At 27.9% G+C, this 19415-nt stretch carries 13 protein-coding genes; 4 read left to right on the top strand and 9 right to left on the bottom strand.

Going from position 1 to position 19415, the window contains the following annotated elements; translation table 11 throughout:
- Positions 1-187: 187 nt before the first annotated feature.
- Entirely contained in the window at positions 188-2095 is a 1908-nt protein-coding gene (gene recD, locus BCHRO640_RS01370; RefSeq protein ID WP_015344539.1) for an exodeoxyribonuclease V subunit alpha, read from the top strand.
- A 124-nt stretch (positions 2096-2219) separates the two neighbouring features.
- On the opposite strand, the gene recC is transcribed toward recD, so the two are convergent.
- From recC to prfB, 6 genes are all read right to left on the bottom strand, one after another.
- Positions 2220-5621, bottom strand: a complete 3402-nt coding sequence (recC, locus tag BCHRO640_RS01365; protein WP_015344538.1) for an exodeoxyribonuclease V subunit gamma — start codon at positions 5619-5621, stop codon at positions 2220-2222.
- 457 nt (positions 5622-6078) lie between these two features.
- A complete protein-coding gene (gene lgt / locus BCHRO640_RS01360; protein ID WP_015344537.1) occupies positions 6079-6924 on the bottom strand; it encodes a prolipoprotein diacylglyceryl transferase in 846 nt (281 codons plus the stop codon).
- A 184-nt stretch (positions 6925-7108) separates the two neighbouring features.
- The gene (gene rppH, locus BCHRO640_RS01355; RefSeq protein WP_015344536.1) at positions 7109-7585 is read right to left on the bottom strand and encodes an RNA pyrophosphohydrolase; all 477 of its coding nucleotides are present in this window, start codon (positions 7583-7585) and stop codon (positions 7109-7111) included.
- A gap of 631 nt (positions 7586-8216) precedes the next feature.
- Positions 8217-9506, bottom strand: coding sequence for a diaminopimelate decarboxylase (gene lysA / locus BCHRO640_RS01350; RefSeq protein WP_015344535.1), 1290 nt, complete (start codon positions 9504-9506; stop codon positions 8217-8219).
- A gap of 178 nt (positions 9507-9684) precedes the next feature.
- Positions 9685-11217, bottom strand: coding sequence for a lysine--tRNA ligase (gene lysS / locus BCHRO640_RS01345; protein ID WP_015344534.1), 1533 nt, complete (start codon positions 11215-11217; stop codon positions 9685-9687).
- Positions 11210-12323, bottom strand: a protein-coding gene (gene prfB / locus BCHRO640_RS01340; protein ID WP_236608109.1) for a peptide chain release factor 2 whose coding sequence is annotated in 2 segments (ribosomal slippage) — positions 11210-12265 and positions 12267-12323 — 1113 coding nt in all. Because the reading frame shifts where the segments join, the coding sequence is not laid out codon by codon here. The genes lysS and prfB overlap by 8 nt, the downstream gene beginning before the upstream one ends.
- 496 nt (positions 12324-12819) lie before the next feature.
- Between prfB and ygfZ the strand changes: the two genes are divergently transcribed.
- Positions 12820-13812, top strand: a complete 993-nt coding sequence (gene ygfZ / locus BCHRO640_RS01335) for a tRNA-modifying protein YgfZ (protein WP_015344532.1) — start codon at positions 12820-12822, stop codon at positions 13810-13812.
- Positions 13813-13865: 53 nt separating this feature from the next.
- On the opposite strand, the gene BCHRO640_RS01330 is transcribed toward ygfZ, so the two are convergent.
- Positions 13866-15089 carry an FAD-dependent monooxygenase gene (locus BCHRO640_RS01330; RefSeq protein WP_015344531.1) on the bottom strand — a complete coding sequence of 408 codons (1224 nt, stop codon included), beginning with the start codon at positions 15087-15089 and terminating at the stop codon, positions 13866-13868.
- A gap of 23 nt (positions 15090-15112) precedes the next feature.
- Positions 15113-16303 carry a 2-octaprenyl-6-methoxyphenyl hydroxylase gene (ubiH, locus tag BCHRO640_RS01325; RefSeq protein WP_015344530.1) on the bottom strand — a complete coding sequence of 397 codons (1191 nt, stop codon included), beginning with the start codon at positions 16301-16303 and terminating at the stop codon, positions 15113-15115.
- An 856-nt stretch (positions 16304-17159) separates the two neighbouring features.
- Between ubiH and zapA the strand changes: the two genes are divergently transcribed.
- Both zapA and BCHRO640_RS01315 read left to right on the top strand, forming a co-directional pair.
- Positions 17160-17504: a cell division protein ZapA gene (gene zapA / locus BCHRO640_RS01320; protein ID WP_015344529.1), complete on the top strand. Its 345-nt coding sequence runs from the start codon at positions 17160-17162 to the stop codon at positions 17502-17504.
- A gap of 144 nt (positions 17505-17648) precedes the next feature.
- Complete coding sequence (locus BCHRO640_RS01315) at positions 17649-18260, top strand: 5-formyltetrahydrofolate cyclo-ligase (protein ID WP_015344528.1); 612 nt, start codon at positions 17649-17651, stop codon at positions 18258-18260.
- 239 nt (positions 18261-18499) lie between these two features.
- On the opposite strand, the gene rpiA is transcribed toward BCHRO640_RS01315, so the two are convergent.
- Positions 18500-19156, bottom strand: coding sequence for a ribose-5-phosphate isomerase RpiA (gene rpiA, locus BCHRO640_RS01310; RefSeq protein ID WP_015344527.1), 657 nt, complete (start codon positions 19154-19156; stop codon positions 18500-18502).
- Positions 19157-19415 lie beyond the last annotated feature (259 nt).

Here is a 19415-nt window from a genome sequence, read left to right as displayed (position 1 = left end):
TTATCTTAATAAGCACACATATAAACTTACATATAATTATTAATTCAAATAGATGACTTATATCTAAAAAAGTATAAATTATTTAAGTAAAATTTAAAATTATAATTATCCGTTTTTAACCAAAAAATACAGTTTTTCTGTCGTTTAAAATATACAATCTAATATTGTAGACCGTAAAAATAGTCTCATGAAAGATGTTATTAACAATATTTTAAAATTAGGGTTGTGGCATTCACTAGATGTACAATTTGCCGATGTATTAGCTCTTCCCATTTATGATGGGAATCGACATAATAATATAAAGGAAGCATTAATTTTAGCTAGCGCAACTCTAAGCTCTAAAGTTAGGGATGGCCATGTTTGTTTACCTTTGCAGTGTCTTACTCCCGATAAATTATTTCAAGGAAATTATCCTGAATTAACGTATGCGATATATAGAAAATTAGGGAAATTATCGATATCCTCCTGGCAGGAATTATTGTTTTCTTGTCCCGCAGTTAGTGATGGATCACGGGTCACTCCATTAATATTGGAAAATAAACGTTTATATTTACATCAAATGTGGCAAGATGAATGCATAGTCGCGCAATTTTTTAATCATAAATATCCATCAAATATTTTTCAAAAAGAAAAAATAATTTATGCATTAAATCAATTATTTCCTATAACTTATACAGAAGTTGATTGGCATAAAATAGCTACTGCTATTGGCATAACACATCACAGAGTGCTAATTTCTGGAGGACCTGGAACTGGAAAAACATCTATTATAGCGAAGATAGTAGCGACATTATTGTTATGTAGCAAGAATAATGATCTAAATATTCAAATAACCGCTCCCACAGGAAAAGCAGCAGCTCTTTTAACTGAATCTTTCAGAACAACAATACACAATATTCCACAATTAGAAAAGCTTCTCTTATGTAACTTACCAGAAAAAGCTACTACTCTACATAGTTTGCTTAGAACACGATTATATAAAGAAAATATTCAATATAACTGCTTTAATCTCACGCACTTAGATCTTTTAATTATTGATGAAGCTTCTATGGTTAGTCTATCTATGTTAGCTCAGATAATTTTGATACTTTCTCCTCAAACGAAAGTTATTTTTTTGGGTGATCAATATCAATTATGTTCAGTAGAACCTGGATCCGTATTTAAAGATGTGTGTCAATTTTCTAATTTTTATTATTCTCGTAAACGTTATCAAGAACTTATAGATCTTACAGGTTACATATTGCCTATTATATCTCCTTCTAAATCATCTATGCATTACAATTATAATAGTATTATTGATGGCACATGCATACTAAAGAAAAATTATCGATTTAGTGAAAGTTCAGGAATTAATAAATTATCTGGTGCTATAAATTCAGGAGATTATAATCATGCGTTATCATTGTTAAAATCAAGCATATATAAGGATTTATATTATATTTATTTTGTAGACAAAAAAAGCTATATAACTATGATTCTTAATTGTGCAATGGCATATTCTAACTATTTACAAAAATTGAAACACACTAAAGTCCTGACAGAAAATATTTTAAAGATTTTCAATCATTATCGAATATTATGTGCATTACGTGATGGCCCGTTCGGAGTAATAAGACTTAATTATTATATTGAACAAATATTAAATGAGAAAGGATTAATTCAATTAAATAATTCTAGGAATTATTTAGGTAGACCTATTATTATATTACGTAATAAACCATCATTAGAATTATATAATGGAGATGTTGGTGTATTGTTATTAAATGATCAAAATAAATTGTCTGCATATTTTATTTTGCCACGAGGAGGTATAAAAGTTATACAAATAAATCAATTACCGGAGCATGAAACTTGTTTCGCTATGACTATACATAAAGCGCAAGGATCTGAATTTCAACATACCGCAATAGTATTGCCCAATAAATATATACCATTATTGACACGAGAATTACTCTATACTGCTGTCACTAGAGCTCGTCAATGCCTTTATTTGTACGCGACAGATCATGTAATAATACGCAGTGTTAATTCGATCACACAACGTTATAGTGGATTATATGAAAAAATAAAAAATCATATAATCCCCATAGTTTAATGAATGAAAAGTTTGTGTTTTATTATATATATTGTTTGAAAATGTAGTGTTATGTGTTTGTGTAATATATGCAATTTTTAATTATAAAGTATTTATTATTTTTTGATATAAAAGTTGTAAATTATTATATTATTCTATATTTCATTGGATTAAAAAAGTAATGTTCTGCAGTTTTAATAATTTTTGAAATGTTTTCTTCACTTAAATCAAATGAAATAAGTTTGCGTAAATATGGATCGTGACTCTCTCTAAAAAGAGAATATTTGGTGCCTTGCCAAACTTGTATTAGTTTTCGATGTGCTTCTTTTTGACAATATGGATTTGAAGATATTGTTCGAGTATTCCAGTCAAAAACATGATTCATCCAAGCTCCTCCAGACTGATATAGCAACAATATGGGTGTATTTATACCCTTGTGATAATCGGATATTAGCGTGAATAATAACTTCTTTGCATGCAGTTTTGATAAATTAGGAAAATGCCATGCATCATTAATACCAAACAACCGACTATCACCTTTTCCACCTATAGCACAATAGGTTATATGTTCTAGCCACAACAATAATACATCTTTCATAGAAAGATAGCGAGATTTCCAACGTGTCAATCCATTTTCTTGAACTGCAGTTAATTGACCGACTAATCTAGTCATATCAAATGTTACAGAAATATCTAGATTATGTTTTTCAATACAATGATACGTTTTTATTTGATTCGCTAACATTGTCATTTTTTTTTGTTGTTTAGTCCAATATAATTTTCCAAATACGCCATAAGGTAGAATTCCAGAAGCACTCATACTATGATATAGTTCATCAGTATTTTTACTATGAATTAGATAATCAATCAATTGCATATTTAATTCATAACGATTGAGTCCATCTATGGAAAAAGGTTCGTCATTTGATAATTTCAATATATTTTGATCAAAATACACATTTAAGCGTTTTTGAAACCATATGCGTACTGGATGGCGATAAAAATTATATAAATCTTGAAAAATTATTGTTTTTGCGAGGTCATGAGAAAACGGAGTATTAAAATTCGGATAGATTAATAGAGAATGATTTATATTAATATTTTTTGTAGGTAGCCATTCTTTAGCAAAACTTCGTTTATTATCATTAGGATTGAAATTTTCAGGAGAAAAAGGAAACGGAGGATACCATTGACATAAACGCTGACGTATATGTTTAATATTAATATCTATGTCTATATTTTCATGTTCTTTTGAATAAAAATTTAAAGCAATATATTCTAACAGTTCATTGACCAATACGGAAGGGTAACTCATGCTATTATCATAAATTGAGTGCCCGATAAAACTAATATATATCTTTTCTTGAGCTAATAAAAATGCTATTAAAAATGAATAACAATCTTTTTCGTGTATGTTATCGTCATTTCTACGCGGATTTTTAACCATTAAATTAAAGTCTGGAGATATTTTATTGCGAGGAAACTTATTATCATTCATACCTAAAAAACACACTACTTTATGAGGAATACAGAAAGTTGGAGTAATATTGCAAAAATTAATTACATTTGGTATAAATCGGGGGATTACAGTATCTTGTGCTAATTTGCGACATAATTTATCACGTAATGCTGTTATACTTATAGTTTGAGTATATTCCGCTTGTATGCCTGATTCTAATATATCTCTGTAGCAGTTTTTTAAGAAAAGTAAAACTGTTTTGTTTTCTGAATCCATATGATCACAATGAAAAAAATCGTCAATTATTTCTTTGAAATAGGAAATCCATTCTACCAACGTATAAGAATGACCGAATCGGTCTCTCCATTTTTTTAATGTTTTTAAAAATTCTCCTAATTGACCAATAATATTGATATGATCCCTGATTATTATATCATCATACGGTAAAATTTTTTCCCAGGTGTCATGTTGATTTTTTATAGCGTAACCTAATAACATTCTATTTAATCCAAAATTCCAGGTATTTTGATTAATAATAGGTAAACTAAAATTATACATGGTGTAATCATCAAGCCCCCACCTAATACCAGATTTAATGATCCATTGGTGTAATAATTTTACTTCTTCTTTGTTCATTTTAAACCGAGATGCGATAGATGGTACTGTTAAAAACGAAAAAATTTCTTCAGAAGTAAATCGACTGTACGGTATATTAAGTATATTAATAAAAGTTGATATAATGGGATGTGTATTTTTTTTATAATTATCTATTGCGATATTAAACGGTAAATGTCGATCTTGTATATTATCAAATATAGTTTGAATAGCTGATTTATAACAATGTATATCATAAGCCATAACTATGATGTCTCCCGGAGATAGTGATGGATCTTCTGTCATCATTGATAATAAATTATCATGTAACACTTCTACTTCTCGTTGAATACTATGACAAACATGACAAGTAATTGATTGATCTTCCAATAATAATATATGTCGTTGATTATTTGTAGATGTTGTAGTATCAGGTTGTTTTTTTATATTTTTTATATGATTTTGAAATTCTAAAATGTTTTTTTGTACAATGTGAAGCAAAGAATTTTGTTTAGGAATAATAAAAGATTTTAGTTCAATTTTATTTTTTAATTGAGTAAACAAAGATAAAGTATCATAAGCAACATCGCCCCATGCATCTAATAAAGGATGATTGATATTAGAATAATCATTATGATTGGAAAAATGAACAGCAACAGATGAAGATGAGCGCAATGCATTCTTCTTGCGCAATTGATTTTTTTTTTGTGTTACGTCATACGAATCTTGATCAGATATATAAATCAAATTATGAGAACAGGGATTTATAAACCATAAATAAATATCAATATGGTAACTTAATAATTTTAATATATTCCAATATATAGGCGGTATAGATGTTATTCCAAAAATAAATATTCTACTTGGAAGATAATTAAAAATTATCTTCTGAGTATTTTTTAGGAAATCAATACAACGCTGTAAAGGATATATATTACCCTTCAATTCTTTCTGATTACAACGTATATTCTCTAAGAACATACGCCATATTTTTGATTGCCAGGTTTGATGTGTGTCATCTAAATAATTTATTATTTTATTGGATTCCCAATTGTTCAACCAATCTGGTCGATATATTAAATATTGAATAAATAAATTGGAAAGTTGTTCGGAAAATTGACCTATTTTTTGCTGATTTACATCACCACATAAGTATTTGTGTATAATAGAACACTTTTTTGATATTTGCGTTTGAGATAATATTTTCATAAATTTCCAATACATGATAGACCTGGAAAAGTTATTCGCTATAAAATTATTAGGTTCTATTTTATTAGACATATATTGCATGAAAGACATTAAAGTCATAAATTTGATATTACATGCAATACCAAAATGATTGGCTATTTCTATTTGTATCCATTGGGCCATAATACTGTGTTCTGTTAATATTATTTCAGATTGCATGGGATCAGGTAATGATTTATCTGACATAGTATTAATTAATAGATTTCTGAATGAATTTGATTGATTAGAATGATAAATAGTAAACATTGTGTAATAAAATTATTTAATTTAAATGGAGTGTATTTTTATTAATCTGATATCTATATATCCTCTGTATATATAGAGGATAGGTTGTATTTGTTATAATTATAACGAAAAATATATTATATATGCTTTTTTAAGTGTTATTTCAAACAAAAACAACTTTATTAGTTCACATATTTCAAAAAATAGAAAAAATAAATAAATTGTTTTTCATGAAATGAAACTAATTAAAAATTAAATTTTTTCAATTAGCACTGATTTTTTTTGTATTTATTTATTATATAAATATGGCAGATCGTAGATATAGATATAGATAAATTTTAATGTTTAAAAAACATATATAAACAATTAATAAAAATCAAATTTGATTTAAAGCATGAGAATTATTTTAAAAAACAATGACGTATTAAAAATTAATTGACATAGATTTTTAATTATATTAATAACTTTGATACATCGATTATCTATAAGCAAAATAAATTATAATAGCTCCTAATATAATCATAGGGCATGACAAAATTTGTCCCATGGTGACTATATTGCTAATTAATCCTAACTGACTATCAGGTTGACGAAAAATTTCCGCTATAATACGAAACACCCCATAACAAATCAGAAACAAACCAGACACACTACCCACGGGATGTGGTTGACGAATAAACTTGCTTATGATAATAAATAATATTACTCCCTCCAAAAACATTTCATATAATTGAGATGGATGACGAGGCAGCACACCGTAATTATCAAATAATGGTTCCCATTCAGGATGATCTAGTAGTATTAATACATCTTGATACACAGAATTAGGGAATAACATAGCCCATGGAATATCAATGGCTATTCGCCCCCATAATTCTCCGTTAATAAAATTTCCTAATCTACCGAGCCCTAATCCAACCGGAACTGCTGGAACGACAAAATCTGATATTTGAAAAAAAGGACGATTTTTTTTGTAAGAAAACCATGCGATCGATATAATTACACCTATTAAACCGCCATGAAAAGACATACCTCCTTCCCATATTTTAAAGATCCACAGTAAATTGTTAGAAAAAAAAGACCACTGATAAAATAATACGTATCCAATGCGGCCGCCTAATAAAACACCAAAAAAACACAAACATAATAAATGTTCTACATCTGGATGAGTCCATGAAACATTATTGAAATGACGCATACGGTACGATAATGACCACATAGCATATATAAAACCTAATCCATACATTACGCCATACCAATGTAATGAAATAGGTCCTATTGTAAAAATTACCGGATTACATGTATGATAATAAAGACTCTGCATATTAATTATGCTATTTAATATAATTTTTACAATCAGTTTTAACTACCAAATGTAGTTATTTTAAAGAAACACGTCTCAATGTATTATTGAGATTATCGTGTGTATCTTCAATGGAATATTAAAACTCTTTTTATTGATTATACTATATCTGATTTTCTTCTTTATAAAGAAGCATAGTGTTAAACTATGCTATGATCATATCAACAAATTCTTTCATAACTTTTCTATATACATCTCTTTTAAAGAATACGACTCGGCGTATGGGATACCATAAGCTAACCCACTTCCAGCTATCAAATGTGTAGTCTTTATTACTTTTTATGTTAATTCGTGTATCTTTAGATAAAAGCTTTAATAAAAACCACTTTTGTTTTTGCCCAAAGCAGATAGGCCTAATTTTCCAACGAATTAATTTCTTAGGTAACTTATAATGCATCCAATATTGCGTTGAAGATAGAATACGAACATCTTGATAATTCAATCCTATTTCTTCAAATAATTCTCTATACATAGCTTGTTCTGGGGTCTCTCCAATGTTAATTCCACCTTGAGGAAATTGCCAGCAGTAATGCTGCTTACATTTTCTGGCCCATAATACTTGCTGATGTGTATTACATAGTACAATTCCTACATTTAATCGGTAACCGTTATCATCAATCACCAGATTGCCTCAGTTTTATTAAGATATTTCATTAAATTCTTTTAAATATTTATAATAAATATAACTATTCCTATCATATTTTATAAAAATGAAGAAACGGTAGATTACCCAAAATATATATATGATCCTGTATATCTCTGTTATTGCACATAACAGAGTAAAATTATAGTATTTACATACTCTTTATATTTTATATTATAATTATACTCAACTCAAGGAGTTTTATTATGGTTTGACGTTCTTAAACAATAGCTTGCGCAGAAATTTTTTAATTAAAAAATTTAATTTTAATTTGTATTAAATTTTTCTACTTAGAATCGATGTTATTAAATATTTTTATAAAAATGGAGATATGATGTTTCTTATAGAAACATGCTGAATAATAACCGATACAATTTAAATTAAAAGTAAAAGTGTAAGAATACATTTTAATCTATATCTCACAATTCATAATACGTTTTTTTGTTAACAACACTATAATGAATAATTGTCAAATAAATAAGACTATAAAATAAAATGAAAAAATTATTAGTATATTTAAATCATTTAATCTGGTATTTTACCAGATACTAAATAATAAGTTTTTAGTAAATAATTTTATATAATGTCATATTTATGATATTCAATAATTTCAACAATTTTCCTTATTAAATTTTTCCATTGTTTCCAACATAAATAAATCTTCTAGTTTTTGTTTTCGACGAATTTGACGAATTTGTCCATTTTCAAATAAAACTTCTGGTAGTAACGGACGTGTATTATAATTAGAAGACATAGAAGCGCCGTATGCACCAGTGTCATGAAATATTAAATAATCTCCTACTTTTGCTGAACAAGGTAATTTACGTGCTAATATTGTTCCATGCATATTTTGTGTAAAAATATCCCCAGATTCACATAGTGGACCACCAACGACGGTATCGCATAATGTTTCTAAAACAACGCTGCGATTATCTCCAGGTACTAATGAAATATGATGATAACTACCATACATGACTGGGCGCATTAAATCATTATACCCTGCGTCTATTAATACAAAATGACGATTACCCATGTTTTTTACCGCTCTAATCTGTGTAATTAATATGCCTGATTCAGCCACAAGAAAACGACCAGGTTCTATTTCTAATGTTACTGTGTGATTTAAATATTGGCTAATGTATTTTCTCGCATTATTCCATAATCGAAAATAATGATTTACATCTAAAACCATATCATTATGTTCATATGGTATTGTTAATCCTCCTCCAGCAGAAATAACATCTACATCTATTTTATATTTCAAAATCTGCTGGACCATCGCATTACATACTTTAGACAAATGATCGTACCGTACTCCAGAACCAATATGCATATGCAGTCCGATTAACTGTAGATCATAATGATGAATATAAGATAAAGCTATTGGTATATCTTCATGCCAAATTCCATGCTTGCTATTTTCTCCTCCAGTATTAGTTTTTTGATTATGTCCGTGTCCAAATCCAGGATTAATACGTAACCATATTTTATGTCCAGGAGAACAAGCTCCTAACTGGGCTAACATATCTATCGATCCTGCATTAACAACAATATTTAGTTCTGATATTCTTAATAATGTTTCTTCTTCTAAAATATCAGCAGTGAAAACTATTTCATTACTTTGTTTTCCCGCTTTAAAACCAGCTAATAATGCTCGTTCGATCTCTCCTAAAGAAACAGCATCTACTTTCACTTCATAATTATGCATTAATCGTAAAATATGAATATTAGAACAAGATTTTTGAGCGTACCGTATAACATCAAATTGTTTTAATTGTGTGATACGATTAATTATAATCGATGCATCGTATACCCATACTGGACCTTTATATTTTTTATGTAATTTTTTTAAGTTTTCATAGGTAAGAGCACTTGTTCGCGCAAAGATATTATGTGCCACGCTATATTCCCATTATCTTTTTTGATATATATTTTAAATATCAAAATATTTCGAAATTATATTTCGAATATATAGTCGAAAATCGTAAAACATAGGTTTATATTATTAAAAAATTAATCAGATAAAATCATAAATATATAACTACTTTTAAGTACACTGAAAAAAATATAAACAAATTTTATTTTGGACGAAGTGTAGGAAATAAAATTACATCACGAATAGTATGGCTGTCGGTAAGCAACATAATTAAACGATCAATTCCTATCCCAATACCTGCTGTAGGAGGTAATCCATATTCTAATGCAATTAAATAATCTTCGTCATAATGTATGTGAACATTATTATTATTATTTATTTTATCTTTTTTACCATATGCTTGTTTTAAAAAACGTTCCTTTTGATCTTCTGGATCGTTTAATTCTGAAAAGCCATTTCCTATTTCTCTTCCAGCAATGAAAAGTTCAAAACGATCAGCAAAATCTGGATTGTTGTCATTACGACGTGCTAATGGAGATATTTCTATTGGATAAGAAGTAACACAAGTCGGTTGAATTATTTTTTTTTCTATTACTTCTTCAAAAATAACCATATGTATTCTGTGTAACGTCCAATAACCCTTAACTTTAATGCCAAGTGATTTTGCGATAGATACAGCAGTACATATATCGTCTATATTTTGGGATCTAGTTTCTGGTAGATAATACAATATAGCTTCTTTTATGCTAATTTGCGTAAAAGGATGCTTAAAATCTAATGCATAATCTCCATAATTTATTATATTACTACCTAGTATTTTCTGTGTTACTGATCTTAATAAATTTTGCACTAAGATGATTATATCGCGATAATCAGCATAAGCCATATATATTTCCATCATTGTAAACTCAGGGTTATGATGAGAAGATATACCTTCATTACGAAAATTACGATTTATTTCGAATATTCGCTCAAAACCACCTATCACTAATTTTTTTAGATATAATTCTGGAGCGATTCGTAGATACATATCTATTCCTAATTTATTATGATGTGTAATGAAAGGATGCGCTATAGCTCCTCCTGCAATTGTGTGCATCATTGGTGTCTCTACTTCCATGAAATTATTTTTTTTCATGAATTGACGTATTTCAGAAATCACTAAAGAACGTATTTTAAATATTTTTCTTGTATTTTCATTAATAATTAAATCTAAATATCTTTGACGATATTTTGTTTCTTGATTATTTAAACCATGAAACTTATCTGGTAATGGGCGCAATGATTTAGTTAATAATCGAATTTCTTTACAGTATATTGATAGTTCCCCGGTACGCGTTCTAAACAATATACCGCGTGCTCCTAAGATATCTCCTAAATCCCATTGTTTTATATTTTCATCATATAAATTTGTTGCTAATGAATTAGAAGTAATATACAATTGTATGCAGCCTTCAGCATCGCGTATGGTTATAAAAGATGCTTTCCCCATGATACGTTGACTTATTATACGGCCTGCTATAGTTACTTCAATATTTAATTGTATCAATTCTACATTGGATGTATGAGCGTATTTTTTATGTAATTGATTAGAAATAGAATTACGACGAAAATTATTTGGAAATGCTACGCCTTTTTCACGAAGTTTTGATAGTTTTTTTCGACGAATTTTTAATTCATCATCGACATTAAATTTTTGATATGACTGATCCTTTGAATATACGTATTTAGTCATTATGAATCTCACTTAAAGTGTTTTTAATGCTAATTCTTATAAAATCGTCTAGATCTCCATTTAAAACAGCTTTAACATTACGTTTTTCAAAACCAGTACGTAGATCTTTAACTCTAGAATTATCTAAAATATAAGATCGTATTTGATTACCCCAAGTAATATTTACTTTATTACTTTCTCTCATTTTTTTTTCATAATTTTTTTTTTGTAATTCAAGCTCATATAATTTAGCTCTTAGTTGCTTCATAGCTTGATTTTTATTTTTATGTTGTGAACGATCACTTTGACATTGGGTAACAATATTTGTTGGTATATGAGTGATACGCACTGCAGATTCTGTACGGTTAACATGTTGACCTCCTGCTCCAGAAGCTCGGTAAACATCACAACGTAGATCTTCTGGACGAATGTGAATATTTATACTATCATCTAATTCTGGATATACAAATACTGAAGCAAATGAAGTATGGCGTTTCCCAGCAGAGTCAAAAGGACTTTTGCGCACTAGTCTGTGTACACCAGATTCAGTACGTAACCAACCATATGCATAAGGCCCAATAACTTGAATAGTAGCAGATTTTATCCCCGTGACCTCTCCTGTCGATTCTTCAATAACGTCAGCCATAAAACCTTTGTGATCAATCCAACGTAAATACATGCGTAACAACATACTAGCCCAATCTTGTGCTTCTATTCCGCCGGATCCTGATTGAATATCGATATAACAATTAGAATTATCATACTTTCCTATAAACATACGACTAATCTCTAATTGAGATAATGTACGTTCTAAATCAATTGATTGATCATGAATTTCGGAAAGTAAGATGTTGTCATATTCTTCCGTCAATTCTAACAAATCATTTAAATCCACTAAATTTTTATACAGCTGATCAACAATATTGATAAAAATTTTTAAAGAAGATGATTTTTGTCTAAGAATTTTTGCTGTTTTAGGATTTTTCCAAATACCGGGTGATTTTAGTTCGTTGCTAATTATTTTAAAATGTTTGATTTTGAGATCGTAGTCAAAAATCATCCTTAAACTTCGATATTCTATTTAACATAACTTGAATATGTTGTTTAGTAAAATCGATATCTATCATAAAATTTTATTCCTTAAGATATATATTTTTATTCATATAATTTCACGTAATCGTATATATAGTAATGTACTATAATACAATTCGACAAAGACTCTCTATATAATAATGCAAAGAATATGTATTTTCTTATGATATCAGTTATATAGTATGATTTTGATCTTTGATCGTTATTAATCAAATGTGTAATAAGTCGTATGCAAATACGAAACTGTTATATATGTTTTTATTTATTTAATTTCAATTAATGCTGTAGATAATCATACATGACGAGAGAATAGCATCCTATCAATTATGGTCATACGCTTATATTATCATCTTAATCATACATATAGTTAAAAATCAATAATTGTTTAATTATAAACATTATAATATTATATGGTTAATGATAATGTAATTTTTGTTATCTTTCGGTTGTAGGTATTTAATGAGTAGGATTAATTAGTATATATTATATGATATTTATTTGAAGTTATTTTTATTCATAAGGAAAAATATAATGTTTCCTCGTGTGGCTTTTTTGGGACAGTATCCTGTACCCTCAAAAGATTTGCCGCTAACATTCATCTCCTTAGAAGAATGGACGTTAGTGAGATTAAATGGACCAGATGTTATACAATGCTTACACAATCAGTTTACTTGTGATATTCAAAATTTGAATAAACATAAATATAGTTTTGCAGCACATTGTAATCCAAAAGGAAAAATGATTAGCAATCTATATGTTTTTCATCTTAAAAATCAAGAAATGGCATTTATTGAACGTCTAAATATATGCAAAAAACAAATAGAAGAAATGAAAAAATATATGGTATTTTCTAATGTTACTGTTATTCCTGATTATAATGCAATACTTATTGGAATAGCTGGAATAAATGCAAGAAATCATTTAAGCATGTTTTTTTCAGTTTTACCAAATAAGACACACACAATAATTCATACTCAAGATGTGACCTTACTTTATTTTAGTTCTCCATCAGAACGATTTTTGTTGATTATTAATAAAAAATCAGTATTAGATTATTTGTTAAATAAATCACAGTATCAGATACAACTTAATGATAGTCGTCAATGGGTATCATTAGATATGGAAGCGGGTTATCCAATTATTGAGCCAATAACTAGTGAATTATTTATTCCTCAAGCTGTTAATATGGATATATTAGATGGAATTAGTTTTAATAAGGGTTGTTATATTGGACAAGAATCTATTGCGCGTATTAAGTATCGTGGATATAACAAACAAACTTTATATAGGTTAAACGGTGTCATTGATTATAAAAAAAATTATAACTTGCCTGCTGCTGGTGATCAGGTAGAATTAAAAATAAATAACCAACACTGGAAAAATGTTGGAATTGTTTTACAATCTTGTCAAATTAAAAAAGATAATATATGGGTACAAGTGGTATTAAATAGATCTATTTTAGAACCTTCAGAATTGAGAATTACAAATACACAAACTCATGATAATCTCATGTTTTATTATTGATATTTAATGCATTTAAATATTTCTTATTTTTTTTAATATCACAATATTTATTTTTAGTCGTAATGATCTCGTAGCAACCATTTTGGCATATTATTTAAACCCATAATGCGATGTAAAACATGTATTTTTAAGTTGGGAACCGTGTTTATGAGATAAAAAATAAAATATTGCATGTATTTTAAAAGATAATTCTTATCATGAAGAAACGTGTAAATGTATGGAATATTTATAGAATCTTTAATTATCCTGTATTTTCTATTGCGTTCGTAATACTTTAAATAAGTATAGTGTCCAATATCTTGATCATTTTCTTTCAGATTCTGCAGATGATGTAATAAAACTGCTGCATCTATCAGTTCTGAATTAACATTTTGAAAAAATAAAGGACACATGGTGTACGCAGCTTTTCCTAATAACACCAAACGATGATTTGTAAAGTTATGTGCATATTGCATTCTCAATAGTAAAATATTACAATTTTTACTGTTACATATAACACAATGACCGAATATGTTGCAGATTTTAATTAACGCATAATTAATAGATTGATCGGAAGCAGATACATACAAATATTTTTTAGCGGTACACGGAGGTAACAGCCAAAAAACAACAGAAAGATGCACGTTTTTTAATGGCAATAATATTACTAACCCATCGTTATGAACGATACACCGAAGAGTGTTATTGTGAGTTTTCTCGGTATGAATAATGGTAGTGAATCCATAATATTTAGTATCTTTAAATATTAATGAGATATTTGCGGTGTTTCTTACCCAAGAATTAATGCCATCTGCGCCTATTACTAATTTAGCTTTAAATGTATAATTATTAGTTATTGTAATAAATGCTGCATCTTCACGGTAATTTATTGATTCAGGTGCGTATGAATCTATAAATATAATATTTTTTAATTGTCGTGCGCGATCAACTAAAGCTTGGTATAGATAATATCTATTAACAACATATCCTAACTCAAGATATCCTAAGTAACCAGAATCGAAAACAATTTTACTTATACTATTCTTTTTAATAATTTCTAATTTATGTAATGAAACGGAAAAATGTGATATGTTTTGATGCCAAATTTTTAAATACTGCAGTATTCTCATGCTAGTTATATTAACTAATGATGTTTCCAGACTACATTGATCTGCTTCATATATATGAAGATGGGTTTTATGTTCTATAATTGCAATGCGAAAACAATCACCTAAACCGCAGGCTAATGCCAATCCGGCAATTCCTTGATTTACAATTAATAGATCGAAACTGTCCACATTATTGTTTATTTAAATAAAAATTAATCTGTTTTCCAATTTAATATTGAACTTACTAAAAGATGTCTTAAAAAGGCATTATAGTTAACAAAAAATAAACCCATATTTCGAGCAATAATCAAGGGTAAGTAATGATTGCTAAATAGACGCACTAATCCATCGGTAATTTTAATGGTCCTACATTGATCTAAATACCTGTGTTTTTGGTATCTATTTAACACAGAATAGTCTCCAATATCTAGATTCTGATATAATGCTTGTGTCACTATTTTTGATAACACTACAATATCACGCAATCCAAGATTGAATCCTTGTCCAGCAATAGGGTGTAAATTTTGTGCCGCATTTCCGACTAATGCTAATCTATGACTAATATGACTATTAGCCCGCGTTAACCAAAGATCATAAAAATATCTCTTTCCTATATTCAAAATTTTTCCTAATTTCCATCCGAATACATTTTGCAATTCTTGAGCAAATTTATCTCTATTCCATGTAGATACCTCTTTTTTTTGTTTATCAGAAATACACCAAATTAAAAAACTAGAATCGTTAGCCATAGGCAATATGGCTAATGGTCCATATTCTGTAAATTTTTCAAAAGCTCTTCCAAAATGAGGTATTTCAGTAATAATTTTAGAAACTACAGCAATTTGTTGATAATTCCATCTGAACCATTGCATACCGCAAGTGGCAGCTAGTGTTGAATCTGCACCATCTGCCGCGACCATTAATTTTGAAACTATTTGATGATCATTATTTAAAACAATTATGTTATTTTTTTTTTCACGTTTAATTTTTTTTAAAGTTGCTGGGCAATATACAGTTACAGTAGATTTATTATGTAAAAAATCAAACAATTTCTTTCTAAATATATCTAATTCGATAACATAACCTAATTCTGGTAATTGATAGTCTTGAGCATCAATAAATATTTTATTCAACCGATGATATTCACTAACCTCTACTTGTTTTATAATAGTGGAGCAAGAAGATAAAATTGGAGCCATATTAATTCGTATTAATTCAAAATAAGCGCCTCGCGATAAAGCTATTACATGAGGTGGGTATGCATTTGAGGACAATTTTGTATTATAACAATAAGGAGAATGTTGCTCTATCAAGGAGATTTCTAAATCTCCTTTTGTCAATTTAGATAACATTAAGGCTAGTATTGCGCCCGTCATCCCTCCACCATTTATAACAATAGACATCGATTATTATCTAACGTATGAATATAAAAATTTTAATATCAAACAAAAACATAGTATATATATTATATATAATCAGACTATATATTTTCAAATATCAGTATTATATATTTTTATAATTTAATTTGTTTTAGTTTAATAAAAAACAATTTAGATAACTATATAACAATAAAAAACGCAATATGCAAACATCTTTTGTAAGAATTAACGCACCGATTAAATAAAGTATATTTACAGTTAACTTAAATATGAATTTGATATGAGTATCAAAATATTTTTACATTTGCTATTTGTTATGAACAATTACATTAAATCTAATTGCAATAATTCTTGTTTATTATAAAATACAAGATATGTTTATGCTGTTATATGACGCTTATAAAGATATAAGCATTTACTATAATATCATTTCAGTATTGTTAGTATTTATGGAAAGCAAATCTATTTTTATAATAAAATTAAGTAGTTTTTTAGTATATTGAATATGCATATTCAATATACTACTCTAAAATTTATATAATTTTAAAATAATTTAATCATACAGATGATGTGTAGTATACTATATGGCTACAAAGATATTCTATAAACTGATTGAAATATCCTATTTTTAATTGAACTGCATTTAAATTGCAGATTAATTATATTTTTTATGCAAAATATTTTTTACGTTTAAATATTTTTAAAAATTAAATAATTATTAGTTATTGGATGTGTTCAAAATAAAATAATGATTTTTTTTAATCAAATATTCATATATAAAACAAAATTTTTGTATATGTATATAACCATTATAGTAATTGTTATTGTATTGTATAGTCATTGAAAAATATAAATAGATTATAATTTACAGGAAAGAAATATGCCTGAACAACCAATAGACATTCAAATTTTCGGTCGAACACTACGTATCAATTGTCCGCCTCAACAACAGGATGCTTTAAACAAGGCAGTAGAGGATTTAACTAAACGTTTGCAGGATCTAAAAATTAGAACAAGAGTAACTAATGCTGAACAATTAGTATTTATAGCCGCTTTAAATGTATGTCATGAATTAGCTCAGGAAAAACTAAAAACACGTGAATATGCAGCTAACATTGAGAAACATATTCTGTTATTACAACAAACTATCGAAAAAGCCTTAATTTCACATACTCATATTACTGAGCATGCTAATAGATCACTGGCATGCTCTGAACACGCATGAATTATTATATTATATATTTTGTGTTGTGTAGACATAATAAGATCGTCAGCATAACGAATGTAGATAGGCAAACACAGTTAACACTATTTTCGGGGCAAATAGCGTATAAATACGCTGTATTCATATCAATGAATTCAATCTAATATGTATCTTGATGATAAAAAATCATACAGAAAATTTCTTCGTATGTATATACGAAGAATACGTAGAACTTTAACGTTTCAAGAACAATATACAGCGGCACAATTAATAACTAACAAAATTATGACTATAAATCATATACGTAGATCAACACGTATAGCAGCGTTTATTGCTTTTGATGGAGAAATAAATACTACTTTGCTCATTAAAGATTTGTTATTGATGCATAAACAGATATATTTACCAATTCTGATTGATTCAGGGTCTAAATGCTTGTTGTTTGCACGATATACATTTGCAACACCTCTTATATGCAATCATTTAAATATATATGAACCGAAATGGAATGTTCGTTCTGTTATTCCTATAGAAAAAATAGATGTTGTATTTGTTCCATTAGTCGCATTTGATAGTAGTGGAAATCGATTAGGAATGGGTGGTGGTTTTTATGATAGAACTTTACAAAACTGGAAACATCAAAGTAATTATATACCTATAGGATTAGCACATGATTTTCAAAAAATACCTACCCAATTGTTTCCTATAGAAACATGGGATATAATGTTACCAGAAATTATCACTCCATCTTATCATTTGATTGTAGATACTCATTAAACAATACTTTGAGAAGCATTGTTGCTGTAATATTTAGTTTTGTGATAGTCACATTTTTTTGAATACGGATAGAAGTTTGATGTATTCTCAACAATTAATATTAATTAATTTGCATTTATTATCAAGAAATCTCAATAATGATCATATTAAAAATATATTGATTTATACTGACATATAAATTGTCAATAATTTTTAGTTTTATATTGTTCAAATATGATTTTTTATTAATATAAAAATATTTATTTAATTATTTTTATACCTTCTCTTGTTCCAATTAATACTATATCTGCTCGTCTTTTCGCGAATATACCAACACTCACTACTCCTGGAATATTATTAATTTTGGTTTCTAATAACGACGCATTTACAATCTTCATATTATATACGTCTAAGATATTATTACCATTATCAGTAATTACATTATGCCGATATTCTGGTAAACCACCTAAACGCACTAATTCTCTTGCTACTAATGAGCGAGCCATAGGAATGACTTCTATTGGCAAGGGACCTCTTCCTAATATATTTACTTGTTTACTGCTGTCAACAATACAAATAAATTTTTTAGCTGCAGCAGCAATAATTTTTTCTTTGGTCAAAGCCCCACCCTTACCTTTAATCATTTGCATATGTGAATCAATTTCATCTGCGCTGTCAACATATACATCTAATTCGTGTAAGTTATTAAGATTACATAAAGGAATACCTATTTTTTTTAATTGATTAGATGAGTAATTTGAACTGGAAACCACGCCTTCTATTTTTTCTTTTATACTGTTTAGTGCTTCAATAAAATATGTAACAGTAGAACCTGTTCCTACTCCTATAATTCTGCTAGATTGAACATATTTTAAAGCCGCCCAACCTACTGATTTTTTTAATTTATTTTGTACCATACAACACCCATACAAGACGTATATTATATAATTAGCATGTACTAATTTGATCTATTATTATTGATTTTTGATAATAATTTTCGTTTTATATAGATCAAAAAACGATATTCAATGGGAATTAAAACCATACATTAGATAATTTTTATGATTCATGTAGGCATCGCACTCCATAAACAAAAAACAGGTTTTATGATTTATTTGTATTGAAATTTCATTAAATCTTATTTGTCGTAATCGTAATATTAATAATATTCGTCAA

The sequence above is a fragment of the Candidatus Blochmanniella chromaiodes str. 640 genome (assembly GCF_000331065.1).
Taxonomy (GTDB): Bacteria; Pseudomonadota; Gammaproteobacteria; order Enterobacterales; family Enterobacteriaceae; genus Blochmanniella; species Blochmanniella pennsylvanica.
The sequence above is the reverse complement of the archived record's forward strand: the minus strand, read 5'-3'. Positions and strand labels throughout refer to the sequence as shown.

Bases quoted from the DNA above. Each gene is read 5' to 3' on its own strand.
- recD (WP_015344539.1), top strand. From the start codon at position 188: ATGAAAGATGTTATTAACAATATTTTAAAATTAGGGTTGTGGCATTCA.
- recC (WP_015344538.1), bottom strand. From the start codon at position 5,621: ATGTTTACTATTTATCATTCTAATCAATCAAATTCATTCAGAAATCTA.
- lgt (WP_015344537.1), bottom strand. From the start codon at position 6,924: ATGCAGAGTCTTTATTATCATACATGTAATCCGGTAATTTTTACAATA.
- lysS (WP_015344534.1), bottom strand. From the start codon at position 11,217: ATGACTAAATACGTATATTCAAAGGATCAGTCATATCAAAAATTTAAT.
- ygfZ (WP_015344532.1), top strand. From the start codon at position 12,820: ATGTTTCCTCGTGTGGCTTTTTTGGGACAGTATCCTGTACCCTCAAAA.
- ubiH (WP_015344530.1), bottom strand. From the start codon at position 16,303: ATGTCTATTGTTATAAATGGTGGAGGGATGACGGGCGCAATACTAGCC.
- zapA (WP_015344529.1), top strand. From the start codon at position 17,160: ATGCCTGAACAACCAATAGACATTCAAATTTTCGGTCGAACACTACGT.
- BCHRO640_RS01315 (WP_015344528.1), top strand. From the start codon at position 17,649: ATGTATCTTGATGATAAAAAATCATACAGAAAATTTCTTCGTATGTAT.
- rpiA (WP_015344527.1), bottom strand. From the start codon at position 19,156: ATGGTACAAAATAAATTAAAAAAATCAGTAGGTTGGGCGGCTTTAAAA.